The sequence below is a fragment of the Methanobrevibacter sp. genome (assembly GCF_017427765.1).
In the GTDB taxonomy this organism is placed as follows: Archaea; Methanobacteriota; Methanobacteria; order Methanobacteriales; family Methanobacteriaceae; genus Methanocatella.
Genome location: NZ_JAFRSC010000017.1, coordinates 38,927 through 58,006 on the forward strand (window position 1 = coordinate 38,927; position 19,080 = coordinate 58,006).

Annotated in this window: 13 protein-coding genes and 1 pseudogene; 4 read left to right on the forward strand and 10 right to left on the reverse strand. The window is 34.4% G+C overall.

Annotated elements, in window-relative coordinates:
• Window positions 1-18 precede the first annotated feature (18 nt).
• Complete coding sequence (locus IJL02_RS04665) at window positions 19-1,407, reverse strand: DHA2 family efflux MFS transporter permease subunit (protein WP_292810757.1); 1,389 nt, start codon at window positions 1,405-1,407, stop codon at window positions 19-21.
• 149 nt (window positions 1,408-1,556) lie between these two features.
• Here IJL02_RS04665 and IJL02_RS04670 point away from each other — a divergent pair, with 149 nt between their 5' ends.
• Complete coding sequence (locus IJL02_RS04670; RefSeq protein ID WP_292810769.1) at window positions 1,557-8,009, forward strand: C1 family peptidase; 6,453 nt, start codon at window positions 1,557-1,559, stop codon at window positions 8,007-8,009.
• Window positions 8,010-8,193: 184 nt separating this feature from the next.
• Here the strand turns inward: IJL02_RS04670 and IJL02_RS04675 are convergent, their stop codons facing one another.
• The 4 genes from IJL02_RS04675 to pth2 are packed head-to-tail and all read right to left on the reverse strand — an operon-like array spanning window position 8,194 to window position 9,703.
• Window positions 8,194-8,463, reverse strand: coding sequence for an elongation factor 1-beta (locus IJL02_RS04675; RefSeq protein WP_292810782.1), 270 nt, complete (start codon window positions 8,461-8,463; stop codon window positions 8,194-8,196).
• A gap of 23 nt (window positions 8,464-8,486) precedes the next feature.
• Complete coding sequence (locus IJL02_RS04680; protein ID WP_292782670.1) at window positions 8,487-8,648, reverse strand: zinc finger domain-containing protein; 162 nt, start codon at window positions 8,646-8,648, stop codon at window positions 8,487-8,489.
• Window positions 8,649-8,650: 2 nt separating this feature from the next.
• Entirely contained in the window at window positions 8,651-9,307 is a 657-nt protein-coding gene (locus IJL02_RS04685) for a delta 1-pyrroline-5-carboxylate synthetase (RefSeq protein ID WP_342765173.1), read from the reverse strand.
• 57 nt (window positions 9,308-9,364) lie between these two features.
• Window positions 9,365-9,703, reverse strand: coding sequence for an aminoacyl-tRNA hydrolase (gene pth2, locus IJL02_RS04690; RefSeq protein ID WP_292810813.1), 339 nt, complete (start codon window positions 9,701-9,703; stop codon window positions 9,365-9,367).
• A 123-nt stretch (window positions 9,704-9,826) separates the two neighbouring features.
• Here pth2 and IJL02_RS04695 point away from each other — a divergent pair, with 123 nt between their 5' ends.
• Window positions 9,827-11,605 carry a ribosome biogenesis/translation initiation ATPase RLI gene (locus IJL02_RS04695; protein WP_292810835.1) on the forward strand — a complete coding sequence of 593 codons (1,779 nt, stop codon included), beginning with the start codon at window positions 9,827-9,829 and terminating at the stop codon, window positions 11,603-11,605.
• Between the two features lie 153 nt (window positions 11,606-11,758).
• Window positions 11,759-12,580 (forward strand): nicotianamine synthase family protein, encoded by an 822-nt coding sequence (locus IJL02_RS04700; RefSeq protein WP_292810851.1) that lies wholly within the window; start codon window positions 11,759-11,761, stop codon window positions 12,578-12,580.
• Window positions 12,581-13,648: 1,068 nt separating this feature from the next.
• On the opposite strand, the gene IJL02_RS04705 is transcribed toward IJL02_RS04700, so the two are convergent.
• The 5 genes from IJL02_RS04705 to hmdC form a co-directional block, all read right to left on the reverse strand.
• The gene (locus IJL02_RS04705) at window positions 13,649-14,053 is read right to left on the reverse strand and encodes a hydrogenase iron-sulfur subunit (protein ID WP_292810859.1); all 405 of its coding nucleotides are present in this window, start codon (window positions 14,051-14,053) and stop codon (window positions 13,649-13,651) included.
• 9 nt (window positions 14,054-14,062) lie between these two features.
• The gene (locus tag IJL02_RS04710; protein ID WP_292810874.1) at window positions 14,063-15,202 is read right to left on the reverse strand and encodes a Coenzyme F420 hydrogenase/dehydrogenase, beta subunit C-terminal domain; all 1,140 of its coding nucleotides are present in this window, start codon (window positions 15,200-15,202) and stop codon (window positions 14,063-14,065) included.
• Window positions 15,203-15,206: 4 nt separating this feature from the next.
• A complete protein-coding gene (locus tag IJL02_RS04715; RefSeq protein WP_292810888.1) occupies window positions 15,207-16,217 on the reverse strand; it encodes a hypothetical protein in 1,011 nt (336 codons plus the stop codon).
• Between the two features lie 17 nt (window positions 16,218-16,234).
• On the reverse strand, window positions 16,235-16,585 hold the full coding sequence (locus IJL02_RS04720; protein WP_292810895.1) for a pilus assembly protein: 351 nt from the start codon (window positions 16,583-16,585) through the stop codon (window positions 16,235-16,237).
• A gap of 460 nt (window positions 16,586-17,045) precedes the next feature.
• Window positions 17,046-18,542, reverse strand: coding sequence for a 5,10-methenyltetrahydromethanopterin hydrogenase cofactor biosynthesis protein HmdC (hmdC, locus tag IJL02_RS04725; RefSeq protein WP_292810906.1), 1,497 nt, complete (start codon window positions 18,540-18,542; stop codon window positions 17,046-17,048).
• Between the two features lie 381 nt (window positions 18,543-18,923).
• Between hmdC and IJL02_RS04730 the strand changes: the two are divergent.
• A pseudogene (locus tag IJL02_RS04730) lies at window positions 18,924-19,080 on the forward strand (5,10-methenyltetrahydromethanopterin hydrogenase); the annotation flags it as partial.

Sequence of the window (19,080 nt, forward strand, 5' to 3'; positions counted from 1 at the left end):
TGAGCATATTTCCAGAAGTTATGAAACTGTATTTTCAATTTTTTCCTTATCCTCGATATAGACAATAACCAGAATAAGCATAATGATATGTAAAACAAGCAGAATCAAGGAAGTCTGGTTAAATGCAATGACCGATGCAAAATTATGATCAATATTGCCCCCTGCCAAAACAGCCACCATTACAACAACCATTGATGAACCTATGGCTGCAAAAATCTGTCTTAATGTATTGTTGACTGCAGTACCATCTTCCACCTTATCGGAAACCATTGTCAGAGCCCATGTTGTTGCAGGCATCAAAGCAAGCCCTGAGCCGATATAACGGATTGACTGAGTTATCATCATGAATTCAAATGATGAATCCTGTGTATAAAACATCATTGTTGCAAATCCGATTATTGAAAGAACACAACCCATTATTAGAACCTTTTTGATTCCAATTCTGTTTGTAAGAAGCGGACCTATGAAATTAAATGCAATTATCAAAAGACCGCCCGGAAATAGCACAGAAGCGGAAATGATTGCAGAGTTGTACGCTATACCCTGAATAAATATTGGAACAAGCGCAGTGCAGCCGTTTAATGCGAAAAACAGAATGCAGACAAATATTGTACCCACTGAAAAATACTTGTTTTTAAGAATTGAAAGGTTAATGAGAGGCTTGTCCAATTTTGGCTGGCGCCTTACAAAGAGGATTAATGCAATGATACCGACAATAATCGGCGCAATTACAAAATAATGAGTAAAACCGTAATCTGCAACGTTTGTAAAACCAAGCATGACCCCACCACATCCGACAACTGAGAGTATTACAGACAAATAGTCCAGAGGATATTCTTCAGTTGGTGTGCTGTCCTTTACACGGATTAACCCTAAAACTATAATAATTATAGATGCTATTGTGAAAAATGAAAACAACGCTCTCCAGCCATATAACGTTATGACAAATCCGCCTATAAATGACCCGACAACAGGAGCTATTGCAACAACCAGCCCGTACAATCCCATATAGGTCTGCCATTTCTCTTCCGGAATGATTCTTAAAAGCAAAATCTGAACATAAGGCATTAAAACACCATTTCCAATTGCCTGAAAGACCCTACCTATAATTAACATCATTAATGAATTTGAAAAGTAGCATACGACTGACCCCAAAAGAAACATGATTAATGAAAAGAAAAATATTGTCCTTGAATTAAATCTACGAGATATGAAAGCACTTAATGGAATCATAACCCCTACAACAAGCAGAAACGCAGAATATGACCACTGCGCCTGTGTTGATGAGACTGAAAAGTCACTCATCAGATAGACCACTCCTGTTGTGATTATTCCTTGGGATACTGTTATTAAGCTAGTGGTTAATGTAAACAAAACCAACAGCTGCATTTTATTGTCTAATTTCATGTTCACCATTTTACAAAAAGTAAGTTAATAATTATTATTTAATGTAACATAATTTATAATTTATAGGTTATATCCTTTTTTAAATTCAATTAAATCAAATATAAATGCTTAAATATTCATTTTTTACATAATTTTATTTAGTGATAATTATGAAGGTTCTAAAAATTATGATTGTCATGCTCATATTAATCATGTCGGTGGGCGCTGTTTGTGCATCGCAGGACACCACCGAGAATATAATAGGTGATGACAGTCCGGAAATCTTAAAAACCGTGCAGGAGGATATAGCAACCGAGGATAGTTCGGATATTTTGAAAACTACTCAAAACGATATATTCACTGCAGGTGAAGGTTCATTCACCAATCTGACTGACGAAATAACTGGAAAAGATTCGATTGATTTAACTCGAAACTATAAATTCAACAACGAAACTGACAATAATACAGGAATAATCATTAAAACGGAGAATTTCGTTATTAACGGTAACGGTTATACAATTGATGCGACCAACCAGTCAAGAATATTCAATATTACCGCAAATAACATAACATTGAACAATCTGATTTTAACTGGAGGAAATGCAAAAAACGGTGGAGCAATATACTCCACAGGAACATTAACATTAAACAATGTGACTTTCACCACCAACTATGCAACTGAAAGAGGCGGTGCCATAGCACTAAGTGAAAATGTAACCCTTACCTGCAACAATACTAAATTTATAGACAATTATGGTGAAGCAGGTTCATCAATATATGTTAAAAATAGTAACTTAACTCTTTGCAATTCATATATAACCTCAAATATATTTTCTAAACATGGTCAAATCTTATTTACTAAATCAAAGATTTATGTGGAAAATACCACTTTCATCAATATTGCGGCTTCATATACTCCCGCATTACATGTTGAAGAAGGAAAAGAGGTATACATAATTAATTCCAAATTTACTAATTTAATGGCAAATATTAGTGCAGGCGCATTAGCTGTTAGAAGTGTAGGTTATGTATATATTAAAGATTGTGAATTTATAAACACTACTTCCTCCAAAAATGCGGGAGCTATTCTTGCAGACATTGCTGGAAGCCAGGGACTAGATGGTAATGTAACAGTAATAGATACAATATTTAGAGACACTTATTCTGAATTCGGTGGAGCATATCTTCAATTGGGCGGAAATTTATCGATGGCCAATACTGAATTCACAAACAGCCATGCGGAATATAATGGAGGTGCAATTTACCTTTCTTATACCGTTAGTGAAATAAATAACTGTACTTTTACCTCAAATGGTGTTGAAATAGATGAATATGGTTATCCGACTTATGGTGGTGCAATATTCAGCGATATCTCTACATTAAATGTAGATAAATCTAAATTCATCAACAACACCGCAAGTACAGGAAATGCAATCTATGCATATGACACATCATACAACATTAAAAATTCACTATTTGAAAACAACACAAACCCAATATACACATTCTTCGATAAAGAAGGCATCTTAGAAAATAATGTTTACATTAATGATGATAACATCTCAACTAACAATGAATTCTATGCATCAGTAATGACTGGGCAAGGCATGCAATTAACATTGATTAACAATACCATCAACATCATTACCCCTCCAACCAAATTTGATTTACGAGATTACAGATGGGTTACACCAGTTAGAAACCAAGGATGGATGGGCGCATGCTGGACATTCGGAATGACAAGTGCTTTAGAGTCTGCATTATTGAAAGCTACAGGCATCAGCGCTGATTTTTCAGAAAACAACATGCAAAATACCATGTTAAGATACTCCATTTATGGTTTTTCCGAATTATATGAAGGTGCAGCGAACGTCATTGGCGCATCTTACCTATTGAGCTGGTTTGGAGCATTTCCACAGGATGCAGATACCTATGATGAACTTGGAAAAATTTCACCAGTTATCACAACACTGAATGATCTTCATGTTCAGGATGTGATGTTCATACCTAACAATGAAATACCAAACGGCACACAACTCAAATTGGCAATCATGAAATATGGTGCTTTAGACGTGTGCTATTTCGGACAATCCACATATGATGAAAAAAATCCTTATTATAACCCTGACACCTATGGCCAATATGTCAATGTAACTAAAACTCCAAACCATGAAGTTTCAGTTGTTGGCTGGGATGACAATTTCCCAAAAGAAAAATTCCTAATCACCCCACCGGGCGATGGTGCATGGATTATCAAAAACAGCTGGGATACCAATTGGGGAGACAAAGGATATTTATATGTTTCATATTATGACAAATCATTTTTACCATCCAATGAAATAATTGATTATGCTACAGCAATACTAATTGAAAATACCGAACCGTACAATAAAAACTACCAATATGACTTAGTGTGGGGAGGCGAATTCTTAGAGAATCCTTTCGGAGACACTGTAAGTTATTACAATGAGTTTGAAGCTTTGGATGATGATTTGATTGCTGCTGTGGGAACATACTTCAACCAAAGCGGCATCAATTACAAAGTTGAAATTTATGTAAATGACGATTTGAAATTGACTCAAGAGGGAGTGTCACCTTATGTAGGTTACCACACTATCAAATTAAACGAATACATACCCGTTAAAAAAGGAGATGTTTTCAAAGCGATAGTGACCTCAAATGCTATGCCATACATTAATTTCGCAGATGCAAGAACACATTACACTGAAAATATTTCATTTGCCAATTTTGAAGGAATTTGGGAAGATTGTTATTATGGTAATTTTACTGCTTGTGTAAAAGTTTATACAGTGGCAGATCCAAGCAGACAAACATTTACCGCATTGGAAAAACTCATCAATTCCTCTGAAAACTATTTGGAGTTATCTTGCGATTACACATTCAACAACGAAACAGATAACAAAACCGGAATCATAATCAACAGAGATAACATTGTCATCAACGGTAACGGCCATATACTTAACGCAACCAAACAGTCAAGAATATTCAACATTGCCGCAAACAACGTGACATTAAGCAATCTGATTTTAACTGGAGGAAATGCAGAAAACAATGGGGCAATATACACTAATGGAACACTAACCTTAAACAACGTTACTTTCATTGACAACTATGCAAGCCAAAACAGTGGGGCTATAGGACTTTATGTCAATGCAACCATCAATATCAACAATTCCAGATTCATAAACAATTATGCTGGAAGTTTAGGTTCATCAATAGGCGTTATAAATGGAATCCTGAACATTTACAATACAGAGTTTACCTCAGATATATCCACTAAATGTGGCCAAATCTTTCTTATGGCTGCAGAAGGTTATGTGGAAAACACTACATTTGCAAACATTGTTTCCGATTACACACCTGCAATATTTCTTAATACAGTAAAAGCAATAACTGTAATTAATTCCAAATTCATTAATTTAACTGCCAACATCTCATCAGGTGCAATATGTGTTAAAGAAGGAGGAGTAACATACATCAGAAATTGTGAATTCATAAACACCACTTCTTCTAAAAATGCAGGAGCAATCCTAGCAGATATTGCTGGGTCAACTGGCCGCCATTCAGGTAATGTGACCATACTGGATACCGTATTTAAGGACAGTTCTTCTGGATTTGGAGGAGCTTATATTCAATTCGGTGGAAAACTCTTCTTAAACAATACTGAGTTTATAAACAATCACGCTACATTCAACGGCGGATCAGTTTATATTTCATATGTTGACTTTGCTGAAATCAACAACTGTAATTTCACCTCAAACAGTGTGGATATATTTGAAGGATATCCTACCTACGGCGGTGCAATGGTTCTTGATATGAGTACTGCAAATATAGACAAATGCAGATTCATCAACAACACTGCAAGTGCAGGTAGTGCAATTTATGCATATGATACATCATATGACATTAAAAATTCCCTATTCGAAAACAACACAAACCCAATCTACACATTCTTCGATAAGAAATCAAATCGGGAAAACAATGTTTACATTAATGATGATAATGTCTCAACAAACAATACTTATTATGCAACATTTGTCACTGTAGAAGGCATACAGTTAACATTACTCAATAACACCATCAATATCACTGTTATTCCAGATAAATTTGATTTGCGTGATTATGGCTGGGTTTCACCTGTCAGAGACCAAGGATGGATGGGGTCCTGCTGGGCATTCGGAATGACCGGCGCCCTGGAATCAGCATTACTGAAAGCCACAGGATTAAAAGCTGACCTTTCGGAAAACAACATGCAGAATAGCCTGCTAAGATATTCAATTTACGGTTTTCCTCTTTACTTTGAGGGTGGAAACAATATTCTTTCCACAGGTTATCTGTTGAGCTGGCTTGGAGCATTCATACAGGATGCAGATACCTATGATGAGTTTGGAAAACTTTCACCATTAATCACAACTGACCAGGATATCCACATCCAGGACGTGATGTTTACACTTAACAATGAAATACCAAACGGCACTCAACTCAAATTGGCAATCATGAAATATGGTGCTTTAGATGTGAACTATTTCGGACAATCCACATATGATGAAAAAAATCCTTATTATAACCCTAAAACATGTGCCCAATATGTCAATGCAACTCTTACTCCAAACCATGTAGTTTCAGTTGTTGGCTGGGACGACAATTTCCCAAAAGAAAAATTCCTAATCACCCCACCGGGCGATGGTGCATGGATTATCAAAAACAGCTGGGGCACTAGCTTTGGAGAAAACGGATACATGTATGTTTCATATTATGATAAAACATTTGTGAGATCCACTGATGTGAGCACTTATGCTACATCAATAATAATTGAAAATACAGTGCAATACAATAAGAACTATCAATATGATATAATGTGGGAAGGATATTTCGAAAAATACAACGAAACAGTAAGTTATATGAATGTATTTGAAGCTTTGGATGATGATTTGATTGCAGCAGTTGGAACATACTTCAACCAAAGCGGCATCAATTACAAAGTTGAAATCTTTGTAAATGATGAGTTAAAACTGACTCAAGAAGGAATATCTCCATACTTAGGTTACCGCACAATCAAATTAAACGAATACATACCCGTTAAAAAAGGAGATATATTCAAAGCAGTGATAACCTCCAATAGTGTGCCAATCATTGAATTAGAATATAGCAGAGTACATTATAGTGAAAATCTCTCATTTGTTTGCATTGACGGTGAAACCTGGAAAGATGCCTACAAATTAGGTTATATTGCCTGTTTGAAAGCATACACTGTTGCAGACAACAGTGAGAATTTGGAAAAATACTATTCCGATGACACACCTGTTGCGGTTAAAGTCAGTCCAGGTGAAAAAGTCACATTTGAAATTAATGGCATAACTGCAACTGTTACAGCAGATGAAAACGGAACTGCAGAGCTTGGAATTAACTTAGAACCTGGAAAATACAATTTAGCTGTAAAAACCAAAGACTATAATGTTGTATATCCTATTGAAATAAAAAGCACTATCAACTCTGAAGATATAGCTGTTAACTATAACGGCGACTGTGACTACAAAATCCAATTAACCGACGCCACCGGAAAAGGTTTAAACAACACTGCAGTCAACGTAACTGTTAACGGCCAAACCAGCGAATATACCACAGACAGTGAGGGATGTGTAACTGTTAACTTCACCAAATTAACCGAGGACCAGCAAATCAGCGTTGCAAATCCAGTTACTGGTGAAACCAGTTTAAATACAATTAAAGTCAATGAACGGGATGACAGTAAATTTGCAAACATTACAGTTGATAAAAGTAACCTCAGTGCTATTTTAATGGATGTTAACGGCAGTGCAATTGCATTTGCTCCAATAAGCTATAAAGTCAACGGTGCTGAAACAAACACTACAACTGACAGCGAAGGTAAGTTATTAATTTCCCTAGAGTCCAATGCACTTATAGAAATAAATTATGCTGGTGATAATATAACCGCACCTGCTGATTTGACCATAAATGTGAAAAACATCGTTCCAATAAGAACCAACACTACAATTGAAGGTAACGACTACACAACCTACGCTATCGATTACTACGCTGGCGAACGTGGAGGATACTTCAAAGTAAGGTTAGTTGATATCAACGGCAATATCCTTTCCAACAAATCCGTAAAAATCGGATTCAACGGTAAAGTATACAACACAACCACAAATGAAACCGGATGGGCACAATTGCAAATCAACCTGGCTAAAGCAGGAACATATACATTTGCAGTAGGATTTTTAGGTGATGACAACTACTTCGGAGCATTTGCAGTATACAAAATCACTGTAAACAAGAAAACAACAAGCATAAGCGCTCCTGAAAAAACCTACAGAGCATCTGCAGCAACCAAATCATATACAGTAACACTTAAAACCGACAAAGGATCATCCATTGACGGTAAAACCTACCTCCAAGAAGGTAAAACAATAAAACTGACTGTAAATGGTAATACATACACTGCAAAAACAAATGCAAAAGGAGAAGCTACCTTCAAGTTAAGCCTAACTCGAAGAGGCACATACAACGCTGCAGTAAACTTTGCAGGAGACAACACCTACCAAGCTTCAAAAGCAACCACAAAAATTAGAATCAACTAGAAGAGACTAACCTCTCTTCTAACTTTTTATTTTATAACAAAAACATCATATAATAATGCACAATACTTCTTTTAACAAATTTTAAACTGTGCAAATAAAAACTTCATAAAAATAGAATAAAAAAGGAGTCATTATAAAAATAATAACTCAAAATAGTCAATTTGACCAATTAGAGAAAATCAATTTACATTAATCTTCCAACACCAGTAATTTCAATACTGGCTACGCCTTCAATAGCTTGAACCATTTCTTCAACAGCTTCAGATCCGCCTTCACCATCTTCGGTAATGAAGTTTAAGATAATTGCAACTAAACCAAAAGCAATTGGTTCTTCAGCAATATCGTGGATTTCAGCACCTTCAGGCATTGAATCTTTAATGGTTGCTTTAATAGCTTCTAAATCTACATCAGGACTGTCTGGCATAATTTTCATAGTTGTTAATACTTCACCCATTCTAATTCCTCCATTATATAAACTTATGGTCCTTCAAAACCACATTCACATTTATAAGCGTGACCAAAGGTACGGCATTTTTCACATCTTGCTATTTTTGCTCCACATTCTGGGCATTCGAATTCTACGAATGGGCCAGTTAATGGAATTTCTTGTTTACATGAAATACATTCTACAGTTTTCATTTTTAATCACCTATTATTTGTGTGTAATCGAAATTGTAATCATTTACATTATCATCTATAAGAGATAAAACCCTTTCGGGATATTTTCCATTCACAACATAACAATTAGTCCCAAACCTCAATAAAAGACGTGGCAGCATTACATCAATCGACGACTCCTGAAAAGTTAGTAAAGTTTTTGCATCGATTTTACTTATGAATGTTGAACCAACCTCTTTCGGTTCTTGGGTATATATACCATTTACATTTGTTACTATTAAAAGGTTTGCATTTAGAAGATGTGAAACGTATGCTGCAATAGAATCTGAAGTCACATCCCAGCTGCATTCAAAGGGATCTTCTGTTTTTAAAAATTCTGAAACTGCAAAAATTGGAGTGAACCCCTCATCTGAAATGTTATTAACCTCTTCAAGAGTATGCGCAAGTCTTGCTGATTCCACCTTGTCATCGACCAGCTTAGCTATTATGTCCATGCAATCAATAGCTGTCCAGTGGTTAACCTCTTCTGAGAAATTCTGCTCATCATTGTATTTACGGATAAGATTTGCAAATTCACCCCCGCCCAAAACAATGCAGGAATCTGTGTTTTTTAGCTTTTTTGCCAAATCTATTGCATAATCCGGGAACAAACTTCCCCCAATTTTTACAACCTGTTTTATGATAAATATCACGACCCTGTTTAATTAAAAGTAGACCTCATCAAATGATAGTTTAGACTATAAAAGTTTCAAATCCCCTGTCACTTCATCAAGTATTTCATCCTCATCAGGACCAAGCGCCAAAACTGTAATGCTTGATGTAGGTATCTGAGTACGTCCGGCATCAACTACCAAATAATTGGCAATTCCATTTTCATCAGCCAACTTTTTAAGTTCAATCAGCTCCTCTTTTGTTTGAACCTTTAAAACCACTTTGGCATAAGCCTCGTTTTCCCACTTTCGGATTTTATCTGCAGGTGATTTTTTATATGCCCCAATGGCTCCATGACAGCACTGGGCTGCAATTTTACCCTTGCGCATTTTTAAATCTGTTCTGACAATCATTACCTGTTTCATATTATCATTTATTAAATATTTAATTAAAGGATTAAAAACTTTTTTGAAAACTAAATTTTTACAATAATTTAATTAAATAGAATTAACAAAATTATCTATGATTATATTTTTAAGGAGATTATAATGACTCGTATTTCAATTTTAGATAAAGACAGATGTCAACCGAAAAAATGTGATTATGTCTGCATCAATTACTGTCCGGGCGTTAGAATGGATGAAGACACAATTGTAATTGATGAGGACACCAAAAAACCGTTGATATCAGAAGAATTATGTGAAGGGTGCGGAATCTGTACTAACCGCTGCCCATTTGATGCTATTACAATAATTAACTTACCTGAAGCGGCCGGTGAGCCAATTCACAGATTCGGACAGAACCAGTTTGAACTGTTCGGCCTCCCATCTTTAGAAGAAGGGACTGTTTTAGGGCTTTTAGGTCAAAACGGTATCGGTAAATCCACAATCATGAATATTCTGGCTGGAAACCTGATACCTAACTTCGGAGACTATGAAAATCCGGCAGATAACTGGGATAATGTTATTGAATATTATAAGGGATCCGCACTTCAGAAGTATTTCAAAGACCTCTCAGAAGGCAATGTGAAAACCATATTAAAACCGCAGATGGTCGACAAGCTTCCGAAAGTCGTGAAAGGTAAAGTAAGAGATCTGCTTACAAACGTCAATGAACGTGACAAGCTCGACTACGTCACCAAGGAACTTCAGCTTGAAAATGTTCTCGACAGGAAAATGGAAAATTTGAGTGGTGGGGAACTTCAAAGGGTTGCAATAGCCGCAACAGTACTTAGGGAAGGTGATTTCTACTACTTCGATGAACCTACCTCATGGCTTGACGTATCCCAAAGACTGAATGCAGTTAAGGTTATCAGGTCACTTGCCGAGGAAGGCAAAAGCGTTCTTGTAATTGAACACGACCTTGCAACTTTGGATGCATTGTCAGACAATATCCACATATTATACGGTACTCCTGGAGGATACGGTGTCGTATCCGGAAGAAAAGGAGTTAGATTAGGTATCAATGCATATATAAAAGGATTTTTAGCTGAAGAGAATGTGAGAATCAGAAGAAATCCGATTGAGTTTACAATCAGACCACCAACTCCTGAAGACGAAGGAGATGCGCTTGCAAGCTATACTGACCTAAGCAAAGACTATGACGGATTCAAATTGACTGCCGATGCAGGTGAAATATTTTATGATGAAATTGTAACAGCATTCGGTTCAAACGGTATCGGTAAAACCACATTTGCCAAAATACTTGCAGGCGTGGAAGAGCCTACAACCGGAGAAGTTGATGAGGAAGTTACAATCGCATACAAACCGCAATACATCGTTTCAAACTTTGAAGGAACAGTAAGTGACTTTTTATATATGAATGCTCCAAGTTTCGGAAGCAAAATCTTTGAAAGCGAAATAATGAATCCACTGAGTTTAAATGAACTTTTAGACAAACCTGTCAAAGGACTGAGTGGAGGAGAACTTCAAAGATTAGCCATTGCAGTAACCCTTGCAAAAGATGCTGAAATCTATCTTTTCGATGAACCTACTGCATTTTTGGATGTGGAACAAAGACTTGTGGCTGCAAGAGTTATCAGAAAACTCGTTGAAAGCAGAAATGCAGCTTCACTTATTGTTGACCACGATATCGTATTTATCGATTATATCTCTGATAGAGCAATGGTATTTGACGGAACCCCTGGTTTAAACGGTCATGCATCAAAACCGACTGATTTGAGAAATGCAATGAACGAATTTTTAGGAAACCTGAACATTACATTTAGAAGAGATAAGGAAACAAAAAGACCAAGAGTTAACAAACTCGACAGTTATAAAGACCGTGAACAAAAAGAAAAAGGAGAATATTACTACCTGTCCGATTAGATATTCCCTTATTTTCCATCACCACCCATTTATTAAAAGTATTACTTTTTATACTGATTTTAATGATTTAGTAATACTTTATTTTTAATTTAAAAACTTTAATATAATTTAACCCATAAACATTTATTCAACCACAATTTAAAAGTGATAAAGATGAGTTGTTATAAATATTGGGGAACAATTGAAGAAATTGCAAATAAACTCTCAAGTTATGGGGACTTGGACAAATACGGAGACTCAGCACTTGATAATGTTAATATCGATGAAATCATTGAAATTTTAGACGAAGTTGAAATCATAGCTCACGATAAAGAAATCGATTTTGACTCAGCAAAACACATTCTTGATGATGAAAAGATGAACAAGGCACTGAAGCTGATTCGTAAATTCTACGTTTATATCGGTGCAAGACTGGAAACCGAAAACGCATTAAAAATTCTGGAATCAGACAATCCAACAGAAACACTAGATTCATTCCATTTTTATGAAAGATACATCGGATTAATCAATAACGAAAGCCAATTGGCAAAATTCAATGAAAACAAAACCTTCGTGTTTTTAGGAAGCGGACCACTTCCACTGACTTTAATCATGTTCAACAAAGTCTATGGCTGCAAATGTATCGGAATAGAACAGCAGGAAGAAGTGGCGGACCTCTCAAGAAAGGTATTGAAAAGATTAGGTCTTGACAATGATATAGAAATCATTACAGGTGATGAAAATTCAATAGCTGATCTTGAATATGATATCCTAATGGTTGCTGCACTTGCCGAACCAAAAGAAAGAGTATTTGCAAACATCTGGGAATTCATCGATGAAAAAACACCTCTGATTTACAGAACATATACCGGAATGAGAGCCATATTATATGCTCCTGTTTTGGAAAAGGACACACGAGGATTCCACAAAGAAGTTATGGTACTTCCAACCGGAAAAACAAATAACACATCAGTTTTAATCAGAAAAATAGTATAGGAGAGTTATTAAAGTTTAGGAGAACAACTTTAATAACCGCCCCAAGAGATTAGACAATCTCATTATCCCTTAAGATAGGCAATCATATTTGCACATTGAGGAGGGAAATATGGTTATGATTTTAATACAAAATGACTTTGAAAGATAACCATATGACTTTAATTATCTTTCTAACATTAGTAATTCTCATACTAATCTTAGAAAGACAATTGAAAGATAGAGTGTAAATAGTTAATAAATAACTATTTACAAGAGTTTATGACTAATTGCCATTGAGTTAGACATTTTTAATTATCAAATTTCATGATAATCTATAATATACTAACAAGTAATAACCATATAAATGTTATTAAAGTATTACTCTTTAATTTGAACTTAAAATTCAAAAATATGAATTTAAAATAGTTTAAATCCCACTATACGTTCAGAGAGTCGTTTAAAAAATAAAATGAATATTTATAATACTTTATTTAAAAAAAGTATTATTTTATAAAATTAATTAAAATTAATTAATTTCAAAAATAATTTAAAAAACAATTTATTCAAATATATAAACCTCAAATAATAGACATTACTGAATAAAATGCTTTTAAATTTAATATTCCGCCAAAAGACAATCTAAAATATATTATAAAAAAAGTAATACTTTTTATAAAAATAATACTACCATCGTGATCTTTTAGTGAAAGACCAACCCTGAAAAATATTTATAAAAAATAGCTATTAAAGAATTTGAGGATTTGAAATTGCTTTAATAGCTATTGTAGACAGTGAAAGAAACCATACATAAAATTATATATTAATCTCTTTTTTGATTAATTATCTTACATTGATGGAGAAAAATAAACAATACTGATTGGTTATGCCAACAACCACTATTGTTTGGCTAATGATGAATTTATCAATATAAAGATAATTAATTGAAAAATAATCAAAATATTCTCTATTTTAACTATCTTTCTAACATTAGTAACCAACATACTAATCTTAGAAAGACAATTAACAAAGAAAGTAAATAGCTATCGTGAAATAGCTATTTACTACCATATGTTTGACTATTGTTTAACTCTATTCTAATTCTAATGGACCCAATTTTGAGAGAGTATTATAAAATTCATCCATTGTTTTTTGGAACTTTTCTCCTTCAGATGCAGAAATCCATTCAAAACGGAACCTTTCTTTTTCAATACCGAATTCCTCTATAATATCTTGAACAATTTTTGCTCTTCTAGACCATTTATAGTTTCCAGCATCATAATGGCAATCACCAATATGACAACCTCCCACAAATACTCCATCGGCACCGTCTTCAAATGCTTTAAAGATCATGGAAGGATTAATTCTTCCAGAACACATTACACGAATGATTCTAACATTAGGAGGATATTGCATACGTGCGGTTCCAGCAGTGTCCGCCCCTCCATAACAACACCAGTTACATAACAATCCTACAATTTTTATATCATCAGACATCAAACCACCTCATAATTCAACTTTATCTGGACTATATAATGGAGGTTTTATATCATCTGAAACTCCAGCTACATAACCAGTCCTATCGTAGTATTTTTTCTGCAATTTATCAAAAATTAGTGAAACCGGAATGTCCATCGGACAGACATCATCACATTGACCGCAATTACAACAACTGAAACTCATGTGTGAAAGCCTTACTCCTTGGAATGCAATTGGTTCTGGCGGAATATTGAGTTCATCTTTGAAGTATGGTTTGTTTAATTCACAATTTTCATAACACCAACAGATTGGACAAATATCCCTACAGGCATAACAGCCTATGCATCTTTTCCATGCATCCATACCTTCTGCATCTCCAAAAGTAGCCCCTTGAGCTTTTTTAGCCATTTTAATCATGATGCCCTCAACTTTAGACCTTGCTTCTATTGCTTGGTCTGATGCATTTTTGGTTTCAAGAATACCTGCACTTTTTGCGCCGTCAATTAATTGTTGGCCTTTTTCATCATTTATTTCAATGAATGTCCATCCGTCTTCAGACCCCCAGTTACCGCATGCAATATTCGCTTTTCTAGGGATTTTAACATCACATCTTTGACAATTATTACGTCTTCCATATCCTTGTTGTTCCAGTTCATGGATCTTGACGCCTTTTTCAGTACCGTCAGCCAGTTCGACAATGAATTGTCCTTTGTCAATCTCCTCACTTACAACATCATCAGGATTGATGTCATAAAACAATTCAATCATCTTACGTCCAGTAACGGGAGAAACAGTTCCTCCGCAATTTAAACCCACTGTATAAACATTATCTGGATTAAGTTTATGTCTTTTAAATAATTCATCTATAGACCTGATATCGCAAGGTTTAACCGCTACTGCAACCTTTTTATCAGAAAAATACTTTTGCAAGAGATCGCTTATCAATGTAGGAGCACAGTGATAAGAACCTGCAGTTGAAATTAAATCTTCGGAATTGGTGATAAATGTTGGAACACCATCATAAATATCATCACCCGGACGCAATGCTAAAACACCATCAACAAGACCTTCATCTAGCAAATATTTAAATATGCTTGTAACAGCACCTCCACATTCTCCAGCTTCAAGAATTTCACCATCTTTTGATTTTGCTAAAATATGACTCATGAAATCACTCCACTTCCCCGTTTATTTTTTCAATAATTTCTACAATACCCATATTTTCAGATTCATAAACTGAACTAAATTCCTGAGTTAATCCTTCAGCATTAGTAAATGACCCATCACACTCCAACCAGGATTTAATTGGAATGACAAAATCGGCAATTTCTGTTGTATCATTTTGGAATGGGGAAAATACAATCATTTGAGGTATTGACTTAAACTCAAAATCAAATTCATTTACGATATCATCATTGAAAACCAATAAGACTTCTGAATTGTCCAATAGTTCCAATGCATCTTCTTTTGATGTTGCCTCAACCAAGTTCAAAGCCCCTTTTGTATTGGATTTACTGTAAACAGGCAATAATTTTGAATCTGCACTTTCAAGTAAATCCAAATCCTCAACTGAATCGATTTCATTGAATAATATCACAGAAGATTCATCCGGAGCAATGCTTTCCAAGAACTCTTTGACTGAAACTGAAGTGAATTCATCTGTGATATTTGCTGTTGGTGAATTTTCCAAATCATCATTGACAAATATTTTTGCGCCATTTTCCTTTGCACGAACAATGCGCCTTCCGACTAATGGATTTTCATATAAAATGTTTCCAATGACAAAAAGATTTGATGCTTTTTCAATGTCATCATATGAAGCTACCGGATCAAAATTTTTCAGATTGTCTGCATAAGCAATAACATTAAAGCCCTTCGAATCACATAAAGATTTAATTGCTTGCAAATCCTCATTAGTATTATTTCCTGAAAAAATTACAGTAACTTTTTCATTATTACAGGATTTTATTTTACCAATTACATCATCTAACACTTTTGAATCAAATGAAAGTTTCCCTTCAATATTTTCAACTGAAGATCTTCCATTTGAACAGTTTTTACCCTCATTAATAGGATGTCTTTTATATGGAAATGTTCCAACAATTTCTTCATTATCTAAAATCACATTAATACCACAACCAACACTACATGATGGGCATAACGTGTGTTTAATTTCAAACATAATTCATCACCAAATACTTAAAAAGTAGCACCGAAATTAACTGCAGAATTAATTTCCCCATTTAATAATTCGTAATTTGATTGCTTAGTTAATGAAATCAGGTTCATTAACATGTTGCATGCGTGATGGAAAATTATTTGAGAACATTCTTGTTGAATAAATTCTTCAAAATCACCCAACTTAATTAATCCCCCTATTTTAAAACTCAAATTTAAATACTCATCAGATTTTAAAACAATGTCATATCCCATAACCTTTTGATCGGTATGAGTATATTCAACAGACCAATCAATATTTAAATTTAAATTTGAATTTTTAGGATTGTAACTCTCTCTAAACATAGCTAGTTTATCTACCGTAATTTCCATGCTACTTACTCCAATTATTTATTAAATAATCTCCAAATTATTAAAATTAACAAAATTAATTTAATAATCTATACCATACTCACAAGTAATAACCATATAAATGTTATTAAAGTATTACTCTTTAAATTGAAGCCTTTACTTGCAAATAAAGACTCCCTGTTGTTGAATGGGCCAATGAACTATAATCAGTTTAAGAAAGTTAAAAAAAAGAATTGATAATACTTTTTTTAAAAAAAGTATTATTTATTAAAATGGATTAAATTAATATAAAATTAAAAAAACAGGATATTTTTAGGTTTATATTCTTCAAAAGGACATATATGCACAAAAATTAAAAAATAACAAAAATAAATTAGAATATCTAAAAAAAAGTAACTGAAAATATAAAAATAAAATGAGTAATACTTTTTTTAAAAATAATACTACTCAGCGAACAATATTTCTTCTAAAAAATTATTACCTAGACAATGGTTAATGCATTTGGCACCTTTTTCAAAATGTTTTCCTTTACAGGAATCATTGTTGATGAAGCAATAGAGAAATCAGCACTTTTAGCTGCAACATCATCATCCTTTTCAGCAATGATTGTAGCATTTAATGCATCCTGCAAGTTATTTACAGTATTCTTCAATACCCATTCATCTACATCTGAAATTATAATTTCATCAACATATTTATCCAATTCATTTGCAATAACCCATGAAATAAATCTGCCGCCATGCAATGCTATAGTAGTGCCATCAGCTAATGCGACAATATCATCTAAAGTGTGTTTCAATTGAATATTCTGATACATTCTTGAATTAACTAAAGTTGCCCAATGTGCATCGCCGACATGATAAGACCCAATTTTTCTTGGATATACATAATCAGGCCCCGCAATCTTAACTGCCGTTGCTAGTGATAACAGGTCTTGCTTTTGAACCGGAAGTCCCCTATTTGGAAATTCTTCATTGATGATTTGAATAATTCTTGGAAGTCCAAATTTGCCTCTTCTAGCGGTTCCAGGCTCATACCCGCACATGTACCCATGATGATTTTTTGGAAAACCTGTGATTACCATGTTCAAGCCAGAGCGCAATCCTGCCCTTACCTCATGTTCATATGCACCATTAGTTGCAACTACTTTTCCAGGAGACAGTATTCTTGCAGCGGCGATTGTTTTTGCAAACGCTTCTGTTGTATTTTCACATCTGTTAAATGGTCCACCTTCAACTACGATAACATCTGCACCAATCTCTATAGATTTTTCAAAACCTGTGATTACCTCATCATAACCGTCGCCAACAAACATGATAGACTCCAAGCCCCTTCCATATTTTTTAGCCAGTTGAGCAATATCTTCAGCTTCTCTTAATGGTGCCGCATGACCATCGCCAGTTTGTTCACAGGTGACATTAACTGCAACGGATGAAGACAATTTGACCCATTCTTCCTTATCATCTTTTTCTGCAAGTTCCTTATCAATCAATCTTTCATGAATCCTTCCTCTAGGACATTCTGTAAATGCAGGACCTTTATTATAACATTCTCCGCCACAACCGCTGATGTTTTTTGGAAGCCTCATCGCACCGTTTTCGCCAAAATGATCCAAATCAAGAGGAACGTCAACAATCTCATGAACCCTTTGCATTACTTCCACTCCTCTCATTCCAAATTTCTCAGCTATGTCTGAAAATGCATAAGCGCAGATGTGAATCGGTGCCCCAATCATGTCTGCTAGCCTACAATTGCCCAATAAGTCCATCAGCTCCAAATCGGAAGCGCATGTCCCTGCAACCACTTCAGTCAAATCGCATCCTAAAGGAAATCTTTTAAACTGCATTCCCAGTTTCATTGTTTCTTCAAGCGTAAGTTCAGAAATTGCATCAACAACTGAGGTTACATCTTTATCCATTTTTGATATTTCGATTGCAGCATCATCATCATGAACTGCACTTTTTATTAAATCGTACATGAAATTTACCCCAAAAATTATATTCTACTATATATTTTTCAGTGAAATCTTTAATAAATAAGTTTCGATTTAGGTAAACCTAAACTCTTTTAATATATGATATATTATCAAATAAAAAGTATTACTAAACTTTAAAATAATAAACAAAAAGTAATAACAGTATTACTAAAAAAGGGAAATTAATAGTAAAAATAATACTAAATAAAGGCTAATGTAAAGATTTAAATAGTACTACTTTTTAAATAAAATATATTACTACATGGTTAAACTACCATAATTACTGTTAACAAAAAGGCGATATACAGCAATGAAAACCATGTAGTAAAACTTTTTTAAATAAATTAATTTAAAAAAAGTTCACTAAAATAAGGAGACAAAAAAATGAAAGTAGCAATTTTAGGTGCAGGATGTTACAGAACACATGCTGCAAGTGGAATTACCAACTTCTCAAGAGCTTGTGAAGTTGCAGAAGCAACAGGCAAAGAAAACATTTCTATGACCCACTCCACAATCGAAATGGGTGCAGAATTATTAGAAC

Coding starts and splice junctions, on each gene's coding strand:
- IJL02_RS04665 (WP_292810757.1), bottom strand. CDS start 1,407: ATGAAATTAGACAATAAAATGCAGCTGTTGGTTTTGTTTACATTAACC.
- IJL02_RS04670 (WP_292810769.1), top strand. CDS start 1,557: ATGAAGGTTCTAAAAATTATGATTGTCATGCTCATATTAATCATGTCG.
- IJL02_RS04675 (WP_292810782.1), bottom strand. CDS start 8,463: ATGGGTGAAGTATTAACAACTATGAAAATTATGCCAGACAGTCCTGAT.
- IJL02_RS04680 (WP_292782670.1), bottom strand. CDS start 8,648: ATGAAAACTGTAGAATGTATTTCATGTAAACAAGAAATTCCATTAACT.
- pth2 (WP_292810813.1), bottom strand. CDS start 9,703: ATGAAACAGGTAATGATTGTCAGAACAGATTTAAAAATGCGCAAGGGT.
- IJL02_RS04695 (WP_292810835.1), top strand. CDS start 9,827: ATGACTCGTATTTCAATTTTAGATAAAGACAGATGTCAACCGAAAAAA.
- IJL02_RS04700 (WP_292810851.1), top strand. CDS start 11,759: ATGAGTTGTTATAAATATTGGGGAACAATTGAAGAAATTGCAAATAAA.
- IJL02_RS04705 (WP_292810859.1), bottom strand. CDS start 14,053: ATGTCTGATGATATAAAAATTGTAGGATTGTTATGTAACTGGTGTTGT.
- IJL02_RS04710 (WP_292810874.1), bottom strand. CDS start 15,202: ATGAGTCATATTTTAGCAAAATCAAAAGATGGTGAAATTCTTGAAGCT.
- IJL02_RS04715 (WP_292810888.1), bottom strand. CDS start 16,217: ATGTTTGAAATTAAACACACGTTATGCCCATCATGTAGTGTTGGTTGT.
- IJL02_RS04720 (WP_292810895.1), bottom strand. CDS start 16,585: ATGGAAATTACGGTAGATAAACTAGCTATGTTTAGAGAGAGTTACAAT.
- hmdC (WP_292810906.1), bottom strand. CDS start 18,542: ATGTACGATTTAATAAAAAGTGCAGTTCATGATGATGATGCTGCAATC.